This window comes from Methylobacterium sp. UNC300MFChir4.1 (genome assembly GCF_900110155.1).
GTDB lineage: Bacteria > Pseudomonadota > Alphaproteobacteria > Rhizobiales > Beijerinckiaceae > Methylobacterium.
Map to the genome: position 1 here is coordinate 214734 of NZ_FOCS01000006.1, position 20080 is coordinate 234813.

The window sequence follows — 20080 nt, forward strand, 5'->3', positions numbered from 1 at the left end:
TGCCATGAACATCGAACGCTTCGCGGAAACCGAGACGACGCTCGCCGGCGCGGACCGCCTCTGGCGCGCCGAGATGCGTCGTGCCTTCGGACCCGATGCGGTCCTGCTCCACGGCTTCGGCGCGGAGCGTCAGGGCGCACCGGGCACGCGGTTGCGCACGGCCTTCGAGGCGAGACGGAGCGCGATCGCGGCGTGGCGGCACGCGCGGCGCCCGGCCGCCTGAGCCACCCGCCTGCGGGATCGGGCGCCACTTGGCACGGCCCGTCGTCGAAGCGCCCGGCACGCGCCGGGAAGACGCCGTTTCTGGCGCGCAGCACCCGCCGCCCTCTCGGTCCGGCCCGATCGCGGAGCGGCATCCCGGACGGGGGACGTGAACAGCGGCCGCCGACACGGTATGAGGGCGATGCGGCTCCGCGGGCTGTGCAGCGACCGACGGTTACGCAGCCCCCTCGCCTCTCCGAGATCAGCACCATCGCCGCCGCACGACGGCAATCGAGGACAGACCGATCGCAAGCGAAGCACGAGCCCGCGGCGTCCCGAGCCGGGATGCCCCGCGCGTTCCCGAGCGCACCGTCCCCGGCCGGTCATGCGGTTCCTGCACGGTGTGCTGCCGTGCTCTGGCGATCCCTGCCCTCGACAAGCCGGCAGGGATCGTGTGCCGGCACAACACCGGAACGGGCTGCGGGATCTACAGCGAACGCCCGGAGGCCTGTGCCCGGTGGTACTGCCTCTGGCGCAAGATCGACGTCCTGCCCGACGCGCTCAGGCCCGATCGATCGGGCGTGATGTTCTCACTGGATATCCGCTCGCCCGCGGCCGATGTGGCGGATGCGGTCTGCATCGTCGGGCGTGCAGTCGAGGGCGTGCACGCCTTCGACCGGCCGGACGTGATCGAGGCGTTCGCCATGTTCGTGCGCGAGGGCTCCTGGCCCGTGTGGCAGGCGACCGAACACGACACGACCCTGGTGCATCCGGGTCCGCAGATTTCTCCGCCGTGACCGTCGGCTGTGCGGGCACGGCCGGGTGCCGGGACGCGCGACGACTCGGTGGGCGCGCGGCGTCCGGCCCCCGTCCCGGCATACCGCGGCGGTAGGCCGGGGCTCCTAATTGTCTCCGAAGTCGTATTTTTAAGATCAGGGCGCGACGCGATGTGCTATGTATCCGCACGGGCACGCATTCGCCGCCCGCTCAGGAGATTTCGATGACCATCGTCCGGTGGCTGATCTCCAGAACGATCCAGTTTTTTCTTGGCAGCGCGCAGGAGCGCAGGTCCGATGCGATCGCCAAGCGAAAGGAAGCCGGGACCTTCGAGGGGGCATCGGCGAGCAAGGGCCGGGATTTCGAAGCCAACTACGCCGCGGCAGCTCAGCTCCTCAGAACGCGGATCGATCGGGAATTCCCCGACGCCTACTACGCGCGGCTGAGTTCCGGGAGAAACAGCTCCTACGATTACGGGCAGGATCGCGCGCTCGCCATCGACACCATGTCGATCGCCATAGCGATGGCGTTGCGGAACGGCGCCACCGTTCCGCAGGCGGCCGCGGCCGGGGCGGCGAGTATCGGCATCTGACGGGAGGCGCGGGACATTCGTGCCTCGGAGGACCGCGTCGCACTTCCGCGGTCGCTCGGCCAGCGGCGGCGCGTCACGCCGTCGTGGCACCGGCCATGTCGCGGGTCCGCTCGATCATCGCGAGGAGGACCGTGTGAAAGGCTTCCTGCTCGCGCGAGCGGGAGCCCGCCCGCGTCGCGCACGCGAGTTCGGCACGGAGCCCGTCGAGGGCCGCCGCGCGTCGCTCCGCACCGTCTTCACGCAGGACGAGTCGCAGCAGGATATCTTGGGCGGCCGCGAGATCGGCCGGGTCCGCCCGGACGATGAGCGCTCCCAGAGCCTCCAAGCACATCTCACGATCAGTCATGCGCACATCCATCAGGGAGCGAGCGGCAGAGACGACGTCGGCATCAGTCCCTCGACGCGCAGCTTCAATCGAGTGGCCCTGATCGTCTCGATGGAGCGCCACGAAATATTCCGGGCCAGGCCCTCGGTTTCCAGATCCGTGAGCTGATCGATCAGCCGCCCGCTCTCAAGGAGGCCGGGTCGCTGCGCCATACGGACGACCAACCTGGTCAGCTTCCGCATCACCGGGCACGGCCGGGGTTGGCCGGGCTCTACCACGCGGCTTGGCCGTGACGCGCGAACATCGCGTCAGACCTTCCGGGGCGGTTTCGTGGCCGCCGCGACGGAGCCCTTGACGGAGGGCGCCGACGCGTTGGTCTTGGGCACAGACTTCTTCGGCTTCTTGGCTTCGCGATTTCCGCGCTTCTGTTCCGCTGCCATGATCTCGCTCCTGGATACGGTGACAGCCCCGACGACGTCGTCCTCACCGTTCGGGCGTCGGCTGGTCTGGAAGCAACCGGATCGCGGTCGCGACCGGGGTCTCGAACAGGCCGAAGACGGCAACGAGGCGGTCGCTTGCCCAGAGTTCGGCATGATGCCCCGCGATCAGACCCGCTGCCTGCCGCTTGGCGTCGCCGTCGTTGCGCGCTGTGATGACGCAAGTCGTGAGCACGCCACCGGTCGGGGCGAGCCGATGGACCTGATAGGCGCGGCGCGCGTGTCGTGAGCGCGGCTTGGCGGGAAACGTGATGAGGTCTGCCACGCGCGCCTGTCCGTTGCAGGCGGGGGCATGGACCCTCAGCCACCGGAGCCTGGATCAACCGATCCGGTGATGGCAACACTCTGCGCTCTCACGGCCGACAAAGATAGCCCTGACCGGACGGGCGTCGCGCCCGGCGCGCGACGCGGCGGGCCCGCTCGAGACCTGCGCCCAGCGCCCATTGGATGATCGGGACGGACGCGAGCGCGCCGACCGGTTGCGATCGAAGCGGTCTGTCCCGTGATCCGGCCGGGCCGATGCGGCCGACCGGCCGGCAACATTCAGGGTCTGGCACCGGCGGCGCGCGCGTGCTCCAGGAAGAAGCGGATCATCTCCTGGCTCGCGTCCGGTCCGCGCGGGTCGGTGAACGAGCCGGCCGGGCTGCCGCCCGACCACGCGTGCCCGGCTCCGTGCAGAACCCACTGCTCCACGATGGCGCGGCCGGACGCGTCCGAACGGACGGTGCGGGTGTAGTCCACCCCGTCCGGTGTCCGGCCCTGGGTCACCGCTGTGCGGAGTTCCGGGTCCGACGGCCCCTGCGCGGCCACGCGATCGCCGTTGGCCGCGTGCACCGTGCGGTCGCGGTCGCCGTGGAACACGATCAGCGGCACGGCGTGGCGTTGTCCCGTCGCGCGCGCGCCGTCCCCCTTCATGGCCGCGAAGGCCGAGGGCACGTCCCGCGCCGAACCGCAGGCCAGGCCGGAATGGACGCCGATCGCCGCGAACAGGTCGGGGTAGGTCATCGCCAGGATCGCGGCGGCAGCCCCGCCCGCCGACAGGCCCGCCGCGTAGACCCGCCTGTCATCGGCCGAGAACTCCGCGATCACCTGCCGGACGATGCCGGCGATCAGGGCGGGCTCGCCGCCCTCCCGCTGCTGGTCACCGGGCTCGTACCAGTTCCAGCACCGCTGCATGTTGGCCGAGCGCGGCTGCTCCGGATAGATCACCAGGACGCTGCGCGCCTCCGCGACCGCGTTCATCCGCGTGCCCGCGGCGAAGTCGTCCGGGTTCTGCGTGCAGCCGTGCAGCATCACCACGACGGGCAGGGCCTGGCCGGTGTAGCCGCTCGGTACGTAGACCTTGTAGTTTCGGGTCCCGGCCGCGCCGGTGAAGGTGCGGGCCTCGAAGCGTGCCCCCTCCGGAAGCCGGGGCGCGGCCGGCGTCGCGCCGTCCCGCCCGTCGCGATCCGTGCCGATGCCGGCCTTCGCCAGCGCCTCCTGGACGGTGCGCATCACGGTGCCGGCGATGTCGCCCGCGGATCCGGCGTGGGGATGGCGGCCCGGACGTTCTCCGGCCGTCTCCGGCGCGACCCAGGCTTCGCCGGGAGCGGAGGGCGCGACCATGTCGAGGATGTTGGCCGCGTCCGCGCTCGGCGCACCCGTCCCGGCGGCGCTCCGGGCCGCCCCCGACCACAGCCTGAAGGCTGCGGCCTGGCGCTCCTGAAGCCTGGCCATCGCCTCCGCGGCGCGGGCGGCACGGGCCGGGTCGACCTTCGGGAACGCGAAGCGCGTGAAGGCGGTCTTCGTGGCGTGATCCATCGGACGGGTCCTGGCTGAGCGGGAAGCGGGCGCGGCGGGGTCCGGCCGCGTCGGCGGGGAGAGGTGGCGCCGTCAGGCCGTCCGGTCGGCGAGCGCCGCCTTGACGGCGGGACTGGCCTGGAAGGCGCCGAGCACCTCGACCGAGGCGATGGCGGCGCGCGCCAGTTCGGGCGTGACGTCGAGGGCGATGCTGGCCAGCCCGAGCACCTGGATGTGCAGCGGCGCGCCCGCGTCGCGCGCCGCCTCGAGCGCCTGCTTCGTGTAGTGCGACAGGCCGAGGCTGAGCTGCTTCCGGCTGACGGATTGCCTGACGGCCTCGCCCTGGCGCTCGATCTGATTGCGCACGGCGGTGCGGATGAAATCGGCACGGTTGGCGTAGAAACCGTCGCGCACCATCAGGTCGATATGGCCGAGGTCGACGAAACCGAGGTTGAGCGTGATCTTCTCGCTGTCAGGCAGCCTGGGTCGCAGATCGTGCACCTTGTCGGCCATGTGAACCATCCATACGCCATCCGGTTGGATGGTCTGTAGATGGTGTGCAGATACGGCGGCGCAAGGGTTGCCGGTGATGACTCCAATCGGAGGGGCCGATCGCGACGTCTTGGAGGATGCGCGGAACTGCCTCGAGGACAGGAACAGCGCCGCGTCGGATCGAACCGCGGCAGGGCGCGGCCCTGCCAGGTCTCGCCGCGAGAAATCGATATCGGATCCGGACGGGTCGTCAGCTTTGAGGCCGGCGCGCGGTCGGTGCGGCCTCGTCCCATTCGCGATCCTGCTCCGCCAGCAGGGCGGCGCGGCGGGCCGCCGCGCTCGCGGCGTCGCACGACGGTGCCGCCCCGGCCTCTTCCAGGGGACGCGGAGGAACCGGATCGGACGCGCGAGCGAGGCGGGTGAGTGCGGCGACGACGTGGTCCACGTCACCGGATGTCACGGCGCCTGTCCGGAGGAGCCCGAGACGCGAACACGTGGCGATGTCCGCACAGGATGCGTCCGCGAAGCGGAGCGCCGCGATCTGATCCGCCGCGAGGGGCAGGCATCCGGCCGGCAGCCCGCGCAGCCGGCCGAGCCGCCGCGCCCGCGTGGCCTCGGGTGTGTGCATCTCCCGCGCGCCCGGGAGCCAGCGCGCCAGCACGTCGAGGATGAAGTGCCGGACGCGCTCGACGCGGACGGGACCGAACTTCCTGATCGTGGCGATCGCGACCGGTGAAGACTGGGCCAGATGACCGAGATCCGGGAATCCGGCCTTCCGCAGGCGGGCGCGCAGGGACGCCGTCAGCAGGCCGCGCCCGAAGCCCTCGGCCGACAGACGCCGGATCGTGTCCGGGGACAGGTCGTCGAAGAGGGGAAGGCGGGCGCCGACCTCGGCCATGAGGCTGTCGGACCAGACGGCACGGAGGGATCGGTCGGGCATCACCGCGGCCGATAGGGCACTTGCCGGGTGTCCGCAACGAACCGTCACCGCGGGCCCGAGGGACGGGCGCTGAACGGACCGTCGGACGCGGCATCGCTGGTCGCTCGCGACCGGCCCTGTCCCGCGCGTCGCCGCGGAAACCGTCCGATCAGACTACGATCTCACCGCGGTCAGTTCCTGGAGAGCGCAGTCGATCGCCCGGATGATCTGCTCGCTGGTTCCAACCACGGCAGCGTCTCGCGATAGAGCGACGACCGCTTGCTGCAACGCCCGGAATTGATCGAGCCGGATGGCCGGATCGAGACCGCGCGCGACGGCCGACTGTACGAGGCCGCGGACGAATTCACGCGCCAATTGCTCGTCGAACTCGTGCAAATTCTGGATCTCTGCCTCTCTACCGCGACACGTCTAACACCGTCCGGATGAGAAGGGATCCGCGCAGCAGCGAGTCGCCGGATCCGGCCCCCGGCCGCGCGGCGTCATCGCGCGAGAGTGGCCTCCGCGATCCGGACGGCCGATTGCGCGTCCGCGGCGACGGCGTCCGCGCCGACGACACGGGCGCTGGCAGGCTCCCGCACGAAGAGCGGCCCGCCGACGATGACGCGCAGGTCCGGGTTGCACGACGCGGCGCGCAGCTTCGCCACGGACACCGCCATCACAGGCAGGAGGATGTCGCAGGACAGCGAGATGCCGACCAGATCGAACTGCTCGGCGCGGACCAAGCTGGCGGGGTCCTCGTCCGCTCCGTTGGTCAGGACCACGTCCCACCCCGCCTCGCGGAAGAAGCTCGCCACGAGCGCGAGGCTGAAGAGATGGGTCTCGCCGGGACAGGGCATCAGCAGGACGCGGCGACCGTTCGCCGTCACGTCCACGCCCTCCAGATCCGCACACAGGGCGCGGGTCAGGTTCTGGAGGCGACCGAGCGCGAGCGCCACGTCGAGGAAGTCGGCGGCATCGTCTTCCCAGAGCTCGCCCAGATACCGCGCCGCGGGTGCGAACAGGTCGAGCAGCAGGGCATCCAGCGACAAGCCCTCTTCCAGGAGCGCGCGCACCCACTCGGCGTGCGGTTCGCCCTCCATCAGCGCTTGAGCGAGAGAGGCGACGCGCTCAGGCGTCGGTGATCGCGTCGTCGACGCGGGCGACGGCGGATCCGCCCGATGCGCGAGCGCCAGACGCGGCAGGATCTCGTCCTCGACGATCCGGGCGAGACCGGCCTGGATGATGGCCGAGTTGCGTTTGGCCGCTCCGTGAACGGACCAAGTCCGTCGGTCGACGCGGGCGCGCGCGACACCGATACCGGCCATTTCAGGCATTGGCTCCCCCGCCGACGCGGCACTATATGTTTTGTATCGGCACTAGGCAACTCGATTAACGAACTATAATTCCGATCGCGGACGGATGATTTTGGCTACAGCCTGACGGAACTCACGCGCGCCGCGACCGGTGCGGGCTGTACAGGTCGGTACCGGCACAGAACTGCCGCCTCGGATGACGGTTCCCGTCAATCCGGCACGGCGGACAGGGCGCTCCGGAGCGAACGATCTCTTCACCGAGAGAGCCGGTCGTTCCGCGCCGCGGCGATTGATCCAGGTGAGTGCCCGCGCGCCGCCTTTGTGCGAGCGTAGACGATTGTGGGCTCGGCGGCCGGTGACCGCGTGATGCGCGCTGCTATGTCCAGTCGGCGGAGAGCCCGATGCCGCGATATTTCATCGTCACATCCGATCACATCACGGTCAAGGACGACGAAGGCGTGCAACTTTCCGGTCGGGACGCGCTGCGCGACACCCTTCGCCGGCTGCTGACCGACATCCTGCGCGATGAGGGCTATCGCACCGAGGTGAACGCGTTCACCGCTCAAGCCTACGACGAAGCGGGCAAGCTCGTGATGAGCGCGAGCGCCAGCTTCTCGGCGACAGATGTGTAGGTTGCAGCCTGTCCGTCGCCGAGGCGCGCGGGCGCTCCGTGGCCGCGGAGGCAGATCGGGTTCTCGCTGATCGACGGTGTGGCGGGTACAAGATCAGGGATGACGGAAGGCCTGCCGCGCTCGGCTGGTTTCACCGGCGGTCACCCCGATTCCCTTGTCCTCGGCCGGGATCGCGGTCTCAACTTTCCTGAGACGGAGCTTAGCCCAGGAAGATGGCGAGCAGTTCGCCGGGGACTGTCGCCGTGCGCGGACCGCCTGGACGGGCCCGCGCCCGGCGGCAGGCACATCCGCGGAGTGCCTCAGTCGCGCGCCGCCTCGACGCTGGCGCGATCGACCACGGCGCGCAGCGCCTCACCGCCCTCCATGGCGAACCAGGCCCGCAACATGTCCGTCGTCTCCGGCGTGTCGCCGGGCCGCTCGCGGAACAGGTCGGCGCAGCGAGCCAGCTCGCGCGCCACGAAGATCTCCAGGAAGGCCGCACCGCGGGTTCTCGCGAGTTCGGCGAGAGCGTCCTCCAGGACGCGCCGCATCATCTCGCCGACCATGGCCGAGATGTAGACGGCCTCCGCGCTGCCCTGTTCGGGCTCGTTCAAGCAAGTCTCCGATCTGCCCGGACGCGACCCCGAACTGAACAACGGGCAGACGATAAAGGCGGGTCCCGAGGCCGAAGCCTCGGGTTCTGTTGCTAGGCGTACCCACGCCCCGGAAGATTACGCCGCGAGGCGCATCTCCATGCCGACGTTGTCGTTGGCATTTAGAGTTTTGGTCAGGTGCCCGGAACGAGGGTTGCCCGCGCCGAGCCGGTCGAGTCCTTACCGAAAGCCGCATCTTACCCTGCCGAGGCAGGGCAGAACTCGCGATCCCTTTACCGCCCAGTCGAACCTGTTTCACCCCCAGCAGAAGCACCCTGGCAGCGCGCGATCCGCAACGCCGGACGCTCGCCCTCGTCCCCGCGCGGTATCCGGGGCAAGATGCTTCTGGTGGAGGCGCCGGGTACCGCCCCCGGGTCCTGAAGCGTTATTACGAACCGGTCATCAACCTCGCAGCCACCGTAACCCATCCCGGCCCGCCGGTCCATCGCGTGCACGCAGCGATCCTGGCCGGACATCGGTGGCGCCGCGGCCGCCGCGTGCCCATATGCGTGCGATCCCTCCGCGCAATCCCGTGCTCTGGGCCACGAAGCGGAGGCCGACATGGCACGCGAACTCAAGACCGGCAAAGCGCAGGGCGTCACGCCCGAGGACTTCAACGAGCGCGTGAAGCGGCTCCTCGCCGACAAGCCGGATCCCCGCAAGGCCGAACCGGCACGGAAGAATTTCAAGGTCAACAAGCCGCTCGTGCGGAGCTGACAGGCCGCTTCGGAGACGTTCGCCCGGCAGCGAACGTCTTCTCGGAACCCCGCGCGTGCTCGTGCAGGCATCGCAGGCATGGCAAGCTACGAGGCCGCAGAGCGAAGCGCCTCGGGATCCCTATATCTGCGCGATCAGTGGAACGGCTCAGGAGGAGCGACGATGGAAACCGAGAGGGCGGTGCTGGCCGGTGGTTGCTTCTGGGGCATGCAGGACCTCATCCGGCGCCAGGAGGGCGTCGTGTCGACCCGCGTCGGCTACACGGGCGGCGACGTGCCGAACGCGACCTACCGCAACCACGGCACCCATGCCGAGGCCATCGAGATCATCTACGACCCGGCGCGGACGAGTTTCCGGCGCATGCTGGAATTCTTCTTTCAGATCCACGACCCGACGACGCCGAACCGCCAGGGCAACGACAGGGGCCCGAGCTATCGTTCGGCCATCTTCTACACCGACGAGGGCCAGCGCCGCGTCGCCGAGGAGACCATCGCCGACGTCGACGCTTCCGGCCTGTGGCCGGGCAAGGTCGTGACCGAAGTGGCGCCGGCCGGCCCGTTCTGGGAGGCCGAGCCGGAGCATCAGGACTACCTGGAACGGCGTCCCGACGGATATACCTGCCACTTCATCAGGCCCAACTGGGTGCTGCCCGCGCGCGCGCCCGCCACCCAGAGCGCGTAGGCTTATCGGCCCGAGGCCGCCGGACGGTCGGCGGTCTCGGGCCTCACGGTCGCGACGGTACCGCCGGGGGCCGCGGAGACGCGCCGGTCGTGACGCTGGCGGGCTCGCGGGCCGAGGCGCGTCCGACCGCTGCCGGACCGCCGCGTCGCGGACGCCATTCCGTCCGGCGGTGGTTGCGCGCGCTGCACCGCGCGAGCGACGAAGTCGCCGACGAGGCCCGATGCGGTCAGCCCGCGAGTTCGGGCCTCGTCCGTCCGCCGAGATAGGCCGACCGGATCTCGTCGTTGGCCCAGAGGGCGTCGGGGGCGCCCTGCAGGACGAGCCGGCCCGTCTCCAGCACGTAGCCCCGATCGGCGACCGAGAGCCCCATCCGGGCGTTCTGTTCCACCAGCAGCACGGTGGTCCCGCGGCGGCGCACCTCGGCGATGATCGCGAACACCGCCTGGACGATCACGGGGGCCAGGCCGAGCGAGGGCTCGTCGAGGAGCAGGATGCGGGGCTTGGCCATCAGGCCGCGCGCGAGGGCCACCATCTGGAGCTGGCCGCCCGACAGCGTCCAGCCCAGGGCGTCGCCGAACCGGCGGATGTCCGGGAAGAGGTCGAACATCGCCTCGACCTCGTCGCGCAGCGCCCGCTTGCCGAGGCCGGCGCGGTTGGACGCGCCCAGCATGATGTTCTCGCGCACCGTGAGCCCCGGGAAGACCCGGCGCCCCTCCGGGACGTGGGCGACGCCGAGCCGCACGATCGCCTCGGGCTTCAGGCCCTCCAGCGGCCGCCCCTCCAGCAGGATCGTGCCGGCGGCGGGCCGCACCAGCCCGGAGATCGCCTTGAGCGTCGTCGACTTGCCGGCGCCGTTGGACCCCAGCAGCGTCACCACCTCCCCGGCTCCGACCGAGAAGGACAGGCCGCGCACGGCCTCGATCTCGCCGTAGCGGACGACGAGGTCGCGGATCTCGAGGAGTGGCGTGGCGGGCGTCGTCATCGCTGGGGTCACGCCGGGGCGAGGTCGGTCTTGAGGCTCGCCGCCGGACCGGCGGCGGCGTCCTCGCCGAGATAGGCCTGGATCACCGCCGGTTCGCGCAGCACGGTCGCCGTGACGCCGTCGGCGATGCGGCGGCCGAAGTTCAGCACGGTGATGTGGCTCGCCACGTCGCTCACCAGCGTCATGTCGTGGTCGATGATCAGGATGGTCAGGCCTTTGGCGGCCATCCGGCGCAGGAGCACCGTCAGGGCGTTCTTCTCGCTCGAATTGAGCCCCGCAGCGGGCTCGTCGAGGAGCAGCAGCGCGGGGTTGCCGGCCAGCGCCCGCGCGATCTCGATCAGGCGCTGGTGGCCGTACGAGAAGCCAGAGATCGGCTCCAGCGCCCGCTCCTCCAGCCCCACGAAGGCCAGCGCCGCCCGGGCGCGGGCCTCCAGGCTCGCCCGGTCGCGGGCGCCCGAGGGGTTGTTGGGGCGCTCGGCGCCGATGACCACGTTCTCGAGGGCGCTCATGGAGCGGAACAGGCGGATGTTCTGGAAGGTGCGCCCGATCCCGGCCGCCGCCCGCCGGTGCGGGGACAGGCGCGTGACGTCCTGCCCGGCCAGCCGCACGGTGCCGCCCGTGGGGCTGTAGAGGCCCGACAGGACGTTCAGCGTCGTGGTCTTGCCGGAACCGTTCGGGCCGATCAGCGCGTGGATGCCGCCCCGCGCCACCGTGAAGCTCACCGCGTCCACGGCCTTGAGGCCGCCGAAGTGCTTGGACAGGTCCGACACCTCCAGCATCGGCGCCGCGGAGGCCTCGCCCTGGCTCAGGGTCAGCTCGACGGCGGCCGGCGGGACCGGGCGGGCCCGGCGCAGGCGCCGGACCTGGTCGCCGAGGAAGCCCCAGATCCCGTCGGGCATGAACACCACGATCAGGATCACCGCGAGCCCGTAGATCGCGAGGTAGAGCCCGGGGATCTCCTTGAGGAAGCGGAGCCATTCCGGGATCAGGATCAGCAGGGCCGTGCCGATCACGGCGCCCACCGGCGAGCCGACGCCGCCGAGCAGCGCCATCGTCAGGAAGACGATCGACTCGGCGAAGGCGAATTGGTCCGGGCTGATATAGGTGAAGCTGCCGGCGAACAGCCCGCCGCCGAGCCCCGCCAGCAGCGCCCCGAGCGCGAAGGCCGCGACCTTGGTGCGGTAGATGTCGATGCCCGAGACCCCCGCCGCGAGCTCGTTGTCGCGCACCGCCCGCATGGCGCGCCCGAGCCGCGTCCGCGGCATGTGCCAGACGAGCCAGCCGACGACGGCCAGCACGAGCACGCACAGGGCGAGGTAGCTCTGCCCGTCCGCGAACAGGGCCGGGCGGCGGATGTTCGGCACGCCGTCGGGCCCGTGCGTGACCGGGATCCAGTTGGTGAGGACCAGGGTGAGGATCTGCTGGAACGAGATCGTCACCATGGCGAGGTAGTGGCCGCCGAGCCGCAGCGTGGAGGCGCCGAGCGCGGCGCCCAGCACGACCGCGAGACCGAGGCCGGTGACCAGGCAGATCCAGAAGTTCAGGCCCCCGTCGACCGTTCCGAGCCCGACCGCGTAGGCACCGATCCCGAAGAAGGCGGCCTGGGCGAGGTTGATCTGCCCGCACAGGCCGAGCACCACGGTGAGGCCGATCACCGCGATGGCGTAGGTCGCCGCCTGCATCAGGATGTTAAGGGCGTAGCCGCTGAGCGGCGTCGTGGCGGCCAGCGTCACCAGGGCGGCGGCCAGGACCGCGTAGGCGAGGCTCCCGAGGGGCAGGCGGCGGGGCGGGGGCGCGGGAGCCGCTGCGGCCGGGCCGGCGACGGTGGAGGGGCGACCGCTCATGCCTTCTCCGCCACGCGCTCGCCGAACAGGCCCTGCGGGCGCACGACCAGGAACACCACCAGCACCAGGAACGCGAAGGCGTCCTTGTAGGGGACCGAGATGTAGGCCGCCCCGAAGGTCTCGATGATGCCGAGCGCGAGGCCGCCGATGATCGCCCCGGTGACGTCGCCGAAGCCGCCGATGATCGTCGCCGCGAAGGCCTTGAGGGCGATCGTGGCCCCCATCTGGATCGACACGAACAGCACCGGCGCCACCAGGATGCCGGCGATGCCGCCGAGCACCGCGCTGTACACGAAGGTCAGCATGATCATGCCGGCCACCGGGATGCCCAGGAGGGCGGCCATCTCTTTGTCCTGGGACGTCGCCTGAAGCTTCTTGCCGACCAGAGTGTGCTCGAAGAACCAGTACTGGAACGCCACCAGGGCCGCCGTCACCGCGATGATCAGCAGGTACTGGCTGTCGAGGAAGACCGGCCCGAGCAGGAACCCTTGCGTCTCGAAGACGGGCGGGAGCACCTGCGGCTGCGGCCCGTAGAGGGCGAGCGTCGTGTTCGCCAGGAAGATCGAGGCGCCGATGGTCGAGATGATCACCGGCAGGTAGCTGCGGTGCCGCAGCGGGTAGTAGACGCCGAGATTGAACAGGGCGCCGAGCAGCGCCATCCCGCCGAGGGTCAGGAGAAGGGAGAGCCAGTAGGGCCACTGGAGGTCGACGGCGAAGACCACCATCAGGAAGGCCGCCACCATCGAGAACTCGCCCTGCGCGAAGTTCACCACGTTGGTGGCGCGGAAGATGAGCACGAAGCCGAGCGCCACCAGGGCGTAGACGGAGCCGATGCCGATCCCGGTGAAGAGGAGCTGCAGGATCAGGTCCATGCGGTCCGCACTCTCGCCTCCTCCTCCGGATGTCGTTCACGCACCCCGAACACGTCGGCCGGCTCACCCTTGGTAGAAGTCGATCCGCCGGTCGAAGACGATGTTGCCCTTGTCGTTGCGCACGACGTTGTAGCCGTGCAGGCCGTCGCCGTTCTTGTCGAAGTTGTAGGTTCCCTCGGCGCCCTCGTGGCCGCGCACCGCCAGGATCGCCTCGCGGACCGCCTGCGGGCCGGTCTTGCCCGCCGCGTTGATCGCCTTGGCCAGCACCGTGACCGCGTCGAAGGTCCAGGAGGACTGGTTGTCGGGCGCGATCTTCATCGCGGCCCGGTAGGCCTTGCCGTAGGCGCGCGCAACGTCGCCCGACTCCTCGGCGTAGTCGGCCACGCCGTAGGTGCCGTAGAGGGACGGCCCGGCGAGCTTCAGGGCGGTGACGTTGGTGATCGAGGGCGAGCCGACCCAGGGCGCGGTGACGCCGAGCTGGCGCAGCTGCCGGGCGAAGATGCCGATGTCGTTCTCGAAGGTGAAGTACGAGCCGATCACGTCGGCGCCCGACTGACGGATCGCCAGCACGACCGGCGTGAAGTCCTGGCTCTGGTTGGTGTAGCCCTGGTCGAGGGCGACCGTGGCACCGCCCTTGGCGAGGCTCTCGGTCAGCGCCTTGGCGCCGCTGGTGCCGAAGGCGTCGGTGGAGTGGATGATCGCCCACTTCTTCTTGCCCAGCCCGTTGACGCCGTGCTCGGCGATCACCCGGGCCGAGAAGGTGTCGTTGGGGCGGAAGCGGAACAGCCAGGGATTGCCGAGCTGCGTCAGGACCGGGTCGGTGCCGCCGAAACAGACGGGTTTCCCCGTCTTCAGGATGTCGGGCGCCATCGCGTGGTTCTGGGTCGAGCGGATCGAGCCGAGGAAGCCGACGAGGTCGCCCTGCGACGCCAGTTTCGAGAAGGCGAAGACCGCGCCGGGATTGGTGGTCTGATCGTCCTCCGTGACGATCTCCAGGGGCTTGCCGAGCACGCCGCCGGCCTTGTTGACCGTCTCCAGGGCGATCTTGGCCCCGGCGAGCGCGTAGCGGCCGGCATCCGCGCCGGGCCCCGTCACCGGGAGCACCATGCCGATCCGGACGGTCGACCCGGCGCCCTGAGCGCAGGCCGAGCGGATCACCCCCGGCGCCAGGCCGCCCGCGACTGCGGATGCGGCCCCCGTCAAGAAAACGCGGCGCGTCGTCCTCATTGGCGTATCCGTCCCACCGCCGATGCTCAGGCCCGGCGTTGGCGACGATGGTCCCTATTCCGCGCGCCGATGTCTATCCTGCAAACCTTCGACGCTAAGCTTCGATGAGAAGAAGCTCTCGGATCGTCACTCGACCGCTTTCGCTGCGGTGCGGCGAAGGCGAAGACGATGACGACGAGGCTCCGCCCGCATTCATTCTGTCCTGACGCGCGCTCGGAACGCGAAGATCCGAACAGGCGCGATCCGGAATGTGTACTATCAGGCAGAGATCCGGCGTTCCTCTGCGGCGCCGGCGAGCGCAACAGGCGCTATAGGATCGGTGTACGCGCGGGAGAGGCCTGGTGCGACCGGCGCATTCGGCGAGGAGGCGCTTCCGTTTTCCAGCGAACCGTTGCACCGTCGAGCTTCCAGCACGGGGCATCGCGGCCTGAAGCGCGCGGCGTACGAGCGGGCGCGAGCCCGCCTCAACCGCGACCGGCCCCGTCATCCAGTCGCGAGGCCGAACCTCCCATGGCGCCCATCATCACGACGGTCGAGGATCTGCGGCGGGTCGCGAAGCGGCGGGTGCCGCGGATGTTCTACGATTACTGCGATTCCGGTTCGTGGACGGAGTCGACCTACCGCGCGAACGAGGCCGAGTTCGCCGGCATCAAGCTCCGCCAGCGCGTCGCGGTCGACATGACCGACCGTACCCTCGCCACGACGATGGCCGGTCAGGCCGTCGCGATGCCCGTCGCCCTGGCGCCGACGGGGCTCACGGGCATGCAGCACGCCGACGGCGAGATCCTGGCGGCACGGGCGGCGGAGGCGGCGGGGGTGCCGTTCACGCTGTCGACGATGAGCATCTGCAGCATCGAGGACGTCGCGGAGAACGTCAGCAAGCCGTTCTGGTTTCAGCTCTACTTCATGCGCGACCGCAGCTTCAACGATCGCCTCATCGACCGCGCGAAGGCGGCAGGCTGCTCGGCTCTGGTCCTGACGCTGGACCTCCAGATCCTCGGGCAGCGCCACAAGGACATCCGCAACGGCCTGTCGGCCCCGCCGCGGCTGACGCCGGGCACGGTCCTCGATCTCCTGACCAAGCCCCGCTGGTGCTGGTCCATGCTGCGCACGCAGCGCCGGACCTTCCGCAACATCGTGGGGCACGTGGACGGCGTCCGGGATACCCGCTCCATCTCGGCCTGGACGGCGGACCAGTTCGACCCGCGCCTGGACTGGGACGACGTGCGGCGGATCCGCGACCGGTGGCAGGGCCCTCTGATCCTGAAGGGCATCCTGGACGTCGAGGATGCCGAGAGGGCGACCGCGACCGGGGCCGACGCGCTCATCGTCTCGAACCATGGCGGGCGGCAGCTCGACGGCGCCCCCTCGTCCATCGCCGCGCTTCCCGGGATCGCGGACGCGGTCGGCCGGCGCGTCGAGGTGCTGATGGACGGCGGGATCCGCTCGGGCCAGGACGTGCTGAAGGCCGTCGCCCTGGGCGCGAAGGGCGTGTTCATCGGCCGCGCCTTCCTCTACGGGCTCGGCGCCTACGGCCAGGCCGGCGTCGCCCGCTCCCTAGAGATCATCCGCACGGAACTCGACATGACGATGGCCCTGTGCGGCCATCGCGACATCCGCGCCGTCGACCGGTCCATCCTCTGGACGCCCTCAGGGCGGGAGACCCGGGAGGATGCGCCGCCCGTGCGGCGCATCGGGCCCTGACGGCGGGCGACCACCGGTCCGATCCGGACCTTCACGGTGTCGCGGTTCCCGATCCGAATCCCTCGCGGATCGCGCGTCGCCGCGGCCGAGGCGTTCCAGCGCGGCACCGGGCCGGGGGCCTCGCGCCGCGCCCGAGCCACAACGACAACGGCGCAGCGACCCGTGGGGTCGCTGCGCCGCTGGATCGGGCCGCCGAGGGGGGAAAGACGGCCTGCTGAATTCAATATGCCAGAAGAGCCGTCCGGGAGGTGCGCCCGAGCACATCCAAAAGGATGTGGCGCGGCAGCGACAGAGATCGGCCATCACCTGTGGACAGCACGAAGCGCCCTCGATCCGTCAAGGTTCAGGAGCGAGCGTGATGCCCTCACCACCGATCCGACCCAGCCATGTTCGCCAGCCCGCACGCCTTCGTCCTGCACCATCGCGAGCGCCTCGCCGTGCTCGTCTCCTCGGCCCTGTTCCTCGCGGGCGCGCTGCCGCTGTTCTGGGCCATCGGCTGACCGTTCAGGCCCGCCGCGCTGACCGAGCGTCCGGGTACGCTGTCCCGGCGCCCCGCATCGTGTCCGGCCTATCGACGCCTTCGAAGCAGGGCGCCGCTCCGCTCGGAAGGCGTCGCGGCCCGGGGAGGCTCAACGCGGCTTCGCCGGTCCGCCCGGCGCCCAGCCGTGGGCCTGGATGGCCGTCGTCAGCTTGCCCTGCATCTCGGGCATCACCGACTGGATCCATTGCTGCATGCCCGCGAGCTGGATCTGAGCGAGCTGCGGCTGGGCCGCTGCGAGGCGCTTCCCGGCGGGGGTCGCGTAGAAGGCGGCGATGGCCTGCAACTCGTCCTTGTTCAGCACGGTGGCGAAACCGCGCGCCTGGATGTCGAGCAGCTCGTCGTAGTGCGCCGTGAGCGTCGGCATGACGACCTCCTGCACCAGCACCTGCGCCTTGTCGGGCTCCTTGATCCCGATCTGCTGCATCATGCCGATCATGGGGGCCGCCATCGAGCCGAGCGTCGCGGCGCGATCACCCTGCATCTGCGCGACGGTCTCCCGGGCAACCTTCAGCAGGGCCGGATCCGGCGCGGTCGTGGGCGCGGGCTTCGGGGCCGGTTGTGCCAGTGCCGCACCGATCGGGAAGGAGGTCAGGCACAAACCGACGACGAGGGCAGAGAAGCGCATGGCGGTCCCGTTCACGAGCGCCGCGCGGTCCACAAGGCCGCGCGGCCGGTCCGGGTAGCTACCACAGCTCCGAACAGGATCGATGACAGCGCCGGATCGCCCGGCACCGCGTCGCGCGCGGCGGGCCCTGAACTCGGGGTGCCGATCAGCACCGAGATCCGGCGGTCGCGGGCTCATGGTGTCCGCATCGAGGAATGGGAGGACACCATGCGTCAAACGTTTCTGCGGACCGGCGGTGCGGCCGCGCTGGTCGCTCTGGCACTCTGCGCCACCCCGCCGGCCGCTCAGGCGCGCGGCATCGGCGTCGGCGGCGCCGTGGCGCTGGGCATCCTCGGCGGCGTCGTGGCCGGGAGCGCCATCGCGTCCGCCAACAGCGGGTACTACCCGGGTCGCCCCGTCTACGCCGCGCCCGACCCGTACGGCGCCTGCCACTTCGAGCGCCGCGCGTACATCGACCCGTACGGGTACGAGCACGTTCGGCGGATCGAGGTCTGCGAGTAGGCCGAGCCCCGTCCCGGAGATCGCGGAACGGCGACCCGGCGTCGCCGCGCGCGGCCTCGCCCGCTAGGCCCGGCCTGATCGCAGGCGTGCGACCTCGCTCGGCCCGATCTCCAGGTAAAAGCGGATCGCATCGTCGACGAGTGCGTCGGGCGTGACACCCGCCGCCTTCGCGGCCCGAGCGACCTGGAGGCCGAGCGCGAGGTCGATCCTCAGGTCGGCGCCCCGGCTCGACGGCGCCGGTGCGGCGGTCGGGGCCGGTACGGGCGCGGCGCTGCTCCGCGACTCGAGCTTGCCGAGCTTCGCTTCGCGACGCCCCCTGTGAACGAGCGCGTCGGCGCGCTCGTTGAGGCGGTCGCCGGCATGCCCCCGGACCCAGGTCCACTTCACGTCGCGGGCCGCGTTCAGTTCGTCGAGGCGCTTCATGAGATCGACGTTCTTCACGTCACCCGTCGTCGAGCGCCAACCCCGCGCCTTCCAGCCGCGCATCCACTCGGTCACCGACTTGACGACGTACTGGCTGTCGCACCGCATCTCGATCGCGGCCCCGGCGGGGAAATGCTCGAGGCCCTTGATCGCGGCCGTCAGTTCCATCCGGTTGTTGGTCGTGGTGCCGGGCTCCCCGCCGCACAGCTCGATCGTGCCGTCCGGGGCCGCGATGACGACGCCCCACCCCCCCGGCCCGGGGTTCGGGTCGCAACCGCCATCGGCATAAACGATCGTTCGCATCGTGGCGTCAGCCCTCTCGTACGGGTGGTCGGTGGACGGGCGCCATCGAGGCCCGACATCGGCCGACCGATGGTCGCCCCGGCCCGAGCCGGCATCGCCGTCGAGCGCGGCGGCACCTCTAGCACCGATCGCGCGCCGCGGCAGGGCCGGGTGAGGCGCGCGTCGGCGAGCGAGCGGTGTCCCGAAGGCCCGCGCCGACGGGCGGGCCCGGTGCTGGCGACGAAGGCGCATTCGTGTGAAACGCGCCGCACGGACGGAGATCGATGTGCGCCGGAATGGCTGAGGATGGGATTGCCGATTCGGGCCGCGCCTGGCGTCGGCTCGCCGCGGCGACGGCGCTCGGCACGGTCGGAGGCGTCGGCATGTGGTCGGTCGTCGTCGTGCTGCCCGCCGTTCAGGCCGAGTTCGGGGTCGATCGGGCGGCGGCCGCCCTGCCCTATACCCTCACGATGGTCGGCTTCGCGGTCGGCGGCCTCCTGATGGGCCGGCTCGCGGACCGCATCGGCATCGTGCCCCCGCTGCTCCTCGGCACCGTCTGCCTGGCCCTCGGCTACGGGCTCAGCGCCCTCGCGACGAACCTCTGGCAGTTCGCCCTCGTGCACGGCGTGCTCGTCGGGGCGCTCGGCAGCTCGGTCGCCTTCGGACCGCTGATGGCCGACGTGTCGCGCTGGTTCTCGCGCCGACGAGGGCTCGCCGTCGCGCTGTGCGCGTCCGGCAATTACCTCGCGGGCACGCTCTGGCCGCCGGTGGTGGAGCGCGCGGTCCACGCGTACGGCTGGCGCGCGACGCAGGCCGGCATCGGCCTGTTCTGCCTCGTCGCCATGCTGCCCCTCGCGCTGGCGATGCGGGGCCGGCCGCCACGGGCTTCGGCGACGCGCGCGGCCGGTCCGCAGGCCGTGACGACGCTGTCGCCCGCGGCGCTGCAGGGCCTCCTCGTCGTGGCCGGCACCGCGTGCTGCGTGGCGATGGCGATGCCGCAGGTCCACATCGTGGCGTACTGCAGCGATCTCGGGTACGGCGTCGCCCGCGGCGCGCAGATGCTGTCGCTGATGCTCGGCTTCGGCATCGTCAGCCGGGTCGCGTCGGGCTTCGTCGCCGACCGGATCGGCGGTCTCGCGACGCTGCTGGCCGGTGCGCTGCTGCAGGCGGCGGCGCTCGCGCTCTACCTCGCGTTCGACGACCTGACCTCGCTCTACGTGATCTCGGCCCTGTTCGGCCTGTTCCAGGGCGGCATCGTGCCGGCCTACGCGATCATCGTGCGCGAGTACCTCCCGGCCGAGGAGGCCGGGGCGCGGATCGGTGCGGTGCTAATGGCGACGCTGGCCGGCATGGCGCTCGGCGGCTGGCTCACGGGGGCGATCTTCGACGCCACCGGCTCCTACCGTGCGGCGTTCGTCAACGGGCTGGCCTGGAACGCCGTCAACGTGGCGATCGTGCTGTGGCTGATCCACTGCCGTCGGGCGCGCACGAGTCCGGCCGCGCTCTGAGGGCTCCGGACCCG

At 70.8% G+C, this 20080-nt stretch carries 25 protein-coding genes and 1 other RNA gene; 9 read left to right on the forward strand and 17 right to left on the reverse strand.

Annotation, left to right across the window (positions count from 1 at the left end):
* Window positions 1-4: 4 nt before the first annotated feature.
* The 3 genes from BMY19_RS11395 to BMY19_RS11405 all read left to right on the forward strand — a co-directional run bounded on the left by BMY19_RS11395 (window position 5) and on the right by BMY19_RS11405 (window position 1570).
* Window positions 5-223: a hypothetical protein gene (locus tag BMY19_RS11395; protein WP_100251777.1), complete on the forward strand. Its 219-nt coding sequence runs from the start codon at window positions 5-7 to the stop codon at window positions 221-223.
* Window positions 224-653: 430 nt separating this feature from the next.
* Window positions 654-998, forward strand: a complete 345-nt coding sequence (locus tag BMY19_RS11400) for a hypothetical protein (RefSeq protein ID WP_100251778.1) — start codon at window positions 654-656, stop codon at window positions 996-998.
* A 203-nt stretch (window positions 999-1201) separates the two neighbouring features.
* Window positions 1202-1570: a hypothetical protein gene (locus BMY19_RS11405; protein WP_020094882.1), complete on the forward strand. Its 369-nt coding sequence runs from the start codon at window positions 1202-1204 to the stop codon at window positions 1568-1570.
* 73 nt (window positions 1571-1643) lie between these two features.
* Here BMY19_RS11405 and BMY19_RS11410 read toward each other — a convergent pair whose 3' ends face one another.
* The 9 genes from BMY19_RS11410 to BMY19_RS11445 form a co-directional block, all read right to left on the reverse strand.
* Window positions 1644-1916: a hypothetical protein gene (locus tag BMY19_RS11410; RefSeq protein WP_139215629.1), complete on the reverse strand. Its 273-nt coding sequence runs from the start codon at window positions 1914-1916 to the stop codon at window positions 1644-1646.
* An 11-nt stretch (window positions 1917-1927) separates the two neighbouring features.
* A complete protein-coding gene (locus BMY19_RS11415; RefSeq protein WP_020094884.1) occupies window positions 1928-2137 on the reverse strand; it encodes a hypothetical protein in 210 nt (69 codons plus the stop codon).
* Window positions 2138-2203: 66 nt separating this feature from the next.
* Window positions 2204-2335: a hypothetical protein gene (locus BMY19_RS31630; protein WP_267965807.1), complete on the reverse strand. Its 132-nt coding sequence runs from the start codon at window positions 2333-2335 to the stop codon at window positions 2204-2206.
* A 43-nt stretch (window positions 2336-2378) separates the two neighbouring features.
* Window positions 2379-2657: a hypothetical protein gene (locus tag BMY19_RS11420; RefSeq protein ID WP_091681675.1), complete on the reverse strand. Its 279-nt coding sequence runs from the start codon at window positions 2655-2657 to the stop codon at window positions 2379-2381.
* A gap of 278 nt (window positions 2658-2935) precedes the next feature.
* On the reverse strand, window positions 2936-4192 hold the full coding sequence (locus tag BMY19_RS11425; RefSeq protein ID WP_100251781.1) for an extracellular catalytic domain type 1 short-chain-length polyhydroxyalkanoate depolymerase: 1257 nt from the start codon (window positions 4190-4192) through the stop codon (window positions 2936-2938).
* A gap of 72 nt (window positions 4193-4264) precedes the next feature.
* Window positions 4265-4684: a CopG family transcriptional regulator gene (locus BMY19_RS11430; protein ID WP_020094887.1), complete on the reverse strand. Its 420-nt coding sequence runs from the start codon at window positions 4682-4684 to the stop codon at window positions 4265-4267.
* A 229-nt stretch (window positions 4685-4913) separates the two neighbouring features.
* Window positions 4914-5603 (reverse strand): hypothetical protein, encoded by a 690-nt coding sequence (locus BMY19_RS11435; protein ID WP_100251782.1) that lies wholly within the window; start codon window positions 5601-5603, stop codon window positions 4914-4916.
* A gap of 153 nt (window positions 5604-5756) precedes the next feature.
* Window positions 5757-5978, reverse strand: a complete 222-nt coding sequence (locus BMY19_RS11440; protein WP_100251783.1) for a hypothetical protein — start codon at window positions 5976-5978, stop codon at window positions 5757-5759.
* 104 nt (window positions 5979-6082) lie between these two features.
* Complete coding sequence (locus tag BMY19_RS11445) at window positions 6083-6916, reverse strand: cobalamin B12-binding domain-containing protein (protein WP_026605210.1); 834 nt, start codon at window positions 6914-6916, stop codon at window positions 6083-6085.
* Between the two features lie 380 nt (window positions 6917-7296).
* On the opposite strand from BMY19_RS11445, the gene BMY19_RS11450 reads away from it, so the two are divergent.
* Complete coding sequence (locus BMY19_RS11450; RefSeq protein WP_020094891.1) at window positions 7297-7527, forward strand: DUF6894 family protein; 231 nt, start codon at window positions 7297-7299, stop codon at window positions 7525-7527.
* 299 nt (window positions 7528-7826) lie between these two features.
* Here BMY19_RS11450 and BMY19_RS11455 read toward each other — a convergent pair whose 3' ends face one another.
* Together BMY19_RS11455 and ssrA are read right to left on the reverse strand one after the other, a co-directional pair.
* A complete protein-coding gene (locus BMY19_RS11455) occupies window positions 7827-8120 on the reverse strand; it encodes a hypothetical protein (protein WP_056530538.1) in 294 nt (97 codons plus the stop codon).
* A gap of 84 nt (window positions 8121-8204) precedes the next feature.
* Window positions 8205-8583, reverse strand: a transfer-messenger RNA (tmRNA) gene (gene ssrA / locus BMY19_RS11460).
* Between the two features lie 137 nt (window positions 8584-8720).
* Between ssrA and BMY19_RS30865 the strand changes: the two genes are divergently transcribed.
* Both BMY19_RS30865 and msrA read left to right on the forward strand, forming a co-directional pair.
* The gene (locus BMY19_RS30865; RefSeq protein WP_020094893.1) at window positions 8721-8876 is read left to right on the forward strand and encodes a hypothetical protein; all 156 of its coding nucleotides are present in this window, start codon (window positions 8721-8723) and stop codon (window positions 8874-8876) included.
* Between the two features lie 162 nt (window positions 8877-9038).
* Window positions 9039-9557, forward strand: coding sequence for a peptide-methionine (S)-S-oxide reductase MsrA (gene msrA / locus BMY19_RS11465; RefSeq protein ID WP_026605211.1), 519 nt, complete (start codon window positions 9039-9041; stop codon window positions 9555-9557).
* Between the two features lie 226 nt (window positions 9558-9783).
* Here msrA and BMY19_RS11470 read toward each other — a convergent pair whose 3' ends face one another.
* From BMY19_RS11470 to BMY19_RS11485, 4 genes are all read right to left on the reverse strand, one after another.
* Window positions 9784-10539, reverse strand: a complete 756-nt coding sequence (locus BMY19_RS11470) for an ABC transporter ATP-binding protein (RefSeq protein WP_020094895.1) — start codon at window positions 10537-10539, stop codon at window positions 9784-9786.
* A gap of 8 nt (window positions 10540-10547) precedes the next feature.
* Entirely contained in the window at window positions 10548-12383 is a 1836-nt protein-coding gene (locus BMY19_RS11475) for a branched-chain amino acid ABC transporter ATP-binding protein/permease (RefSeq protein WP_100251784.1), read from the reverse strand.
* Window positions 12380-13255, reverse strand: coding sequence for a branched-chain amino acid ABC transporter permease (locus BMY19_RS11480; protein WP_012329745.1), 876 nt, complete (start codon window positions 13253-13255; stop codon window positions 12380-12382). The genes BMY19_RS11475 and BMY19_RS11480 overlap by 4 nt, the downstream gene beginning before the upstream one ends.
* Before the next feature lie 63 nt (window positions 13256-13318).
* On the reverse strand, window positions 13319-14482 hold the full coding sequence (locus BMY19_RS11485) for an ABC transporter substrate-binding protein (protein ID WP_100251785.1): 1164 nt from the start codon (window positions 14480-14482) through the stop codon (window positions 13319-13321).
* 510 nt (window positions 14483-14992) lie between these two features.
* Here BMY19_RS11485 and BMY19_RS11490 point away from each other — a divergent pair.
* Window positions 14993-16186, forward strand: a complete 1194-nt coding sequence (locus BMY19_RS11490) for an alpha-hydroxy acid oxidase (protein ID WP_091978511.1) — start codon at window positions 14993-14995, stop codon at window positions 16184-16186.
* Window positions 16187-16815: 629 nt separating this feature from the next.
* On the opposite strand, the gene BMY19_RS11495 is transcribed toward BMY19_RS11490, so the two are convergent.
* A complete protein-coding gene (locus BMY19_RS11495; RefSeq protein WP_100251818.1) occupies window positions 16816-17352 on the reverse strand; it encodes a DUF2059 domain-containing protein in 537 nt (178 codons plus the stop codon).
* A 207-nt stretch (window positions 17353-17559) separates the two neighbouring features.
* On the opposite strand from BMY19_RS11495, the gene BMY19_RS11500 reads away from it, so the two are divergent.
* The gene (locus BMY19_RS11500) at window positions 17560-17853 is read left to right on the forward strand and encodes a hypothetical protein (RefSeq protein ID WP_056530937.1); all 294 of its coding nucleotides are present in this window, start codon (window positions 17560-17562) and stop codon (window positions 17851-17853) included.
* Between the two features lie 63 nt (window positions 17854-17916).
* On the opposite strand, the gene BMY19_RS11505 is transcribed toward BMY19_RS11500, so the two are convergent.
* Entirely contained in the window at window positions 17917-18579 is a 663-nt protein-coding gene (locus tag BMY19_RS11505; RefSeq protein WP_020094902.1) for a ribonuclease H family protein, read from the reverse strand.
* Window positions 18580-18854: 275 nt separating this feature from the next.
* On the opposite strand from BMY19_RS11505, the gene BMY19_RS11510 reads away from it, so the two are divergent.
* The gene (locus BMY19_RS11510; protein WP_132368230.1) at window positions 18855-20066 is read left to right on the forward strand and encodes an MFS transporter; all 1212 of its coding nucleotides are present in this window, start codon (window positions 18855-18857) and stop codon (window positions 20064-20066) included.
* Window positions 20067-20080: the final 14 nt, after the last annotated feature.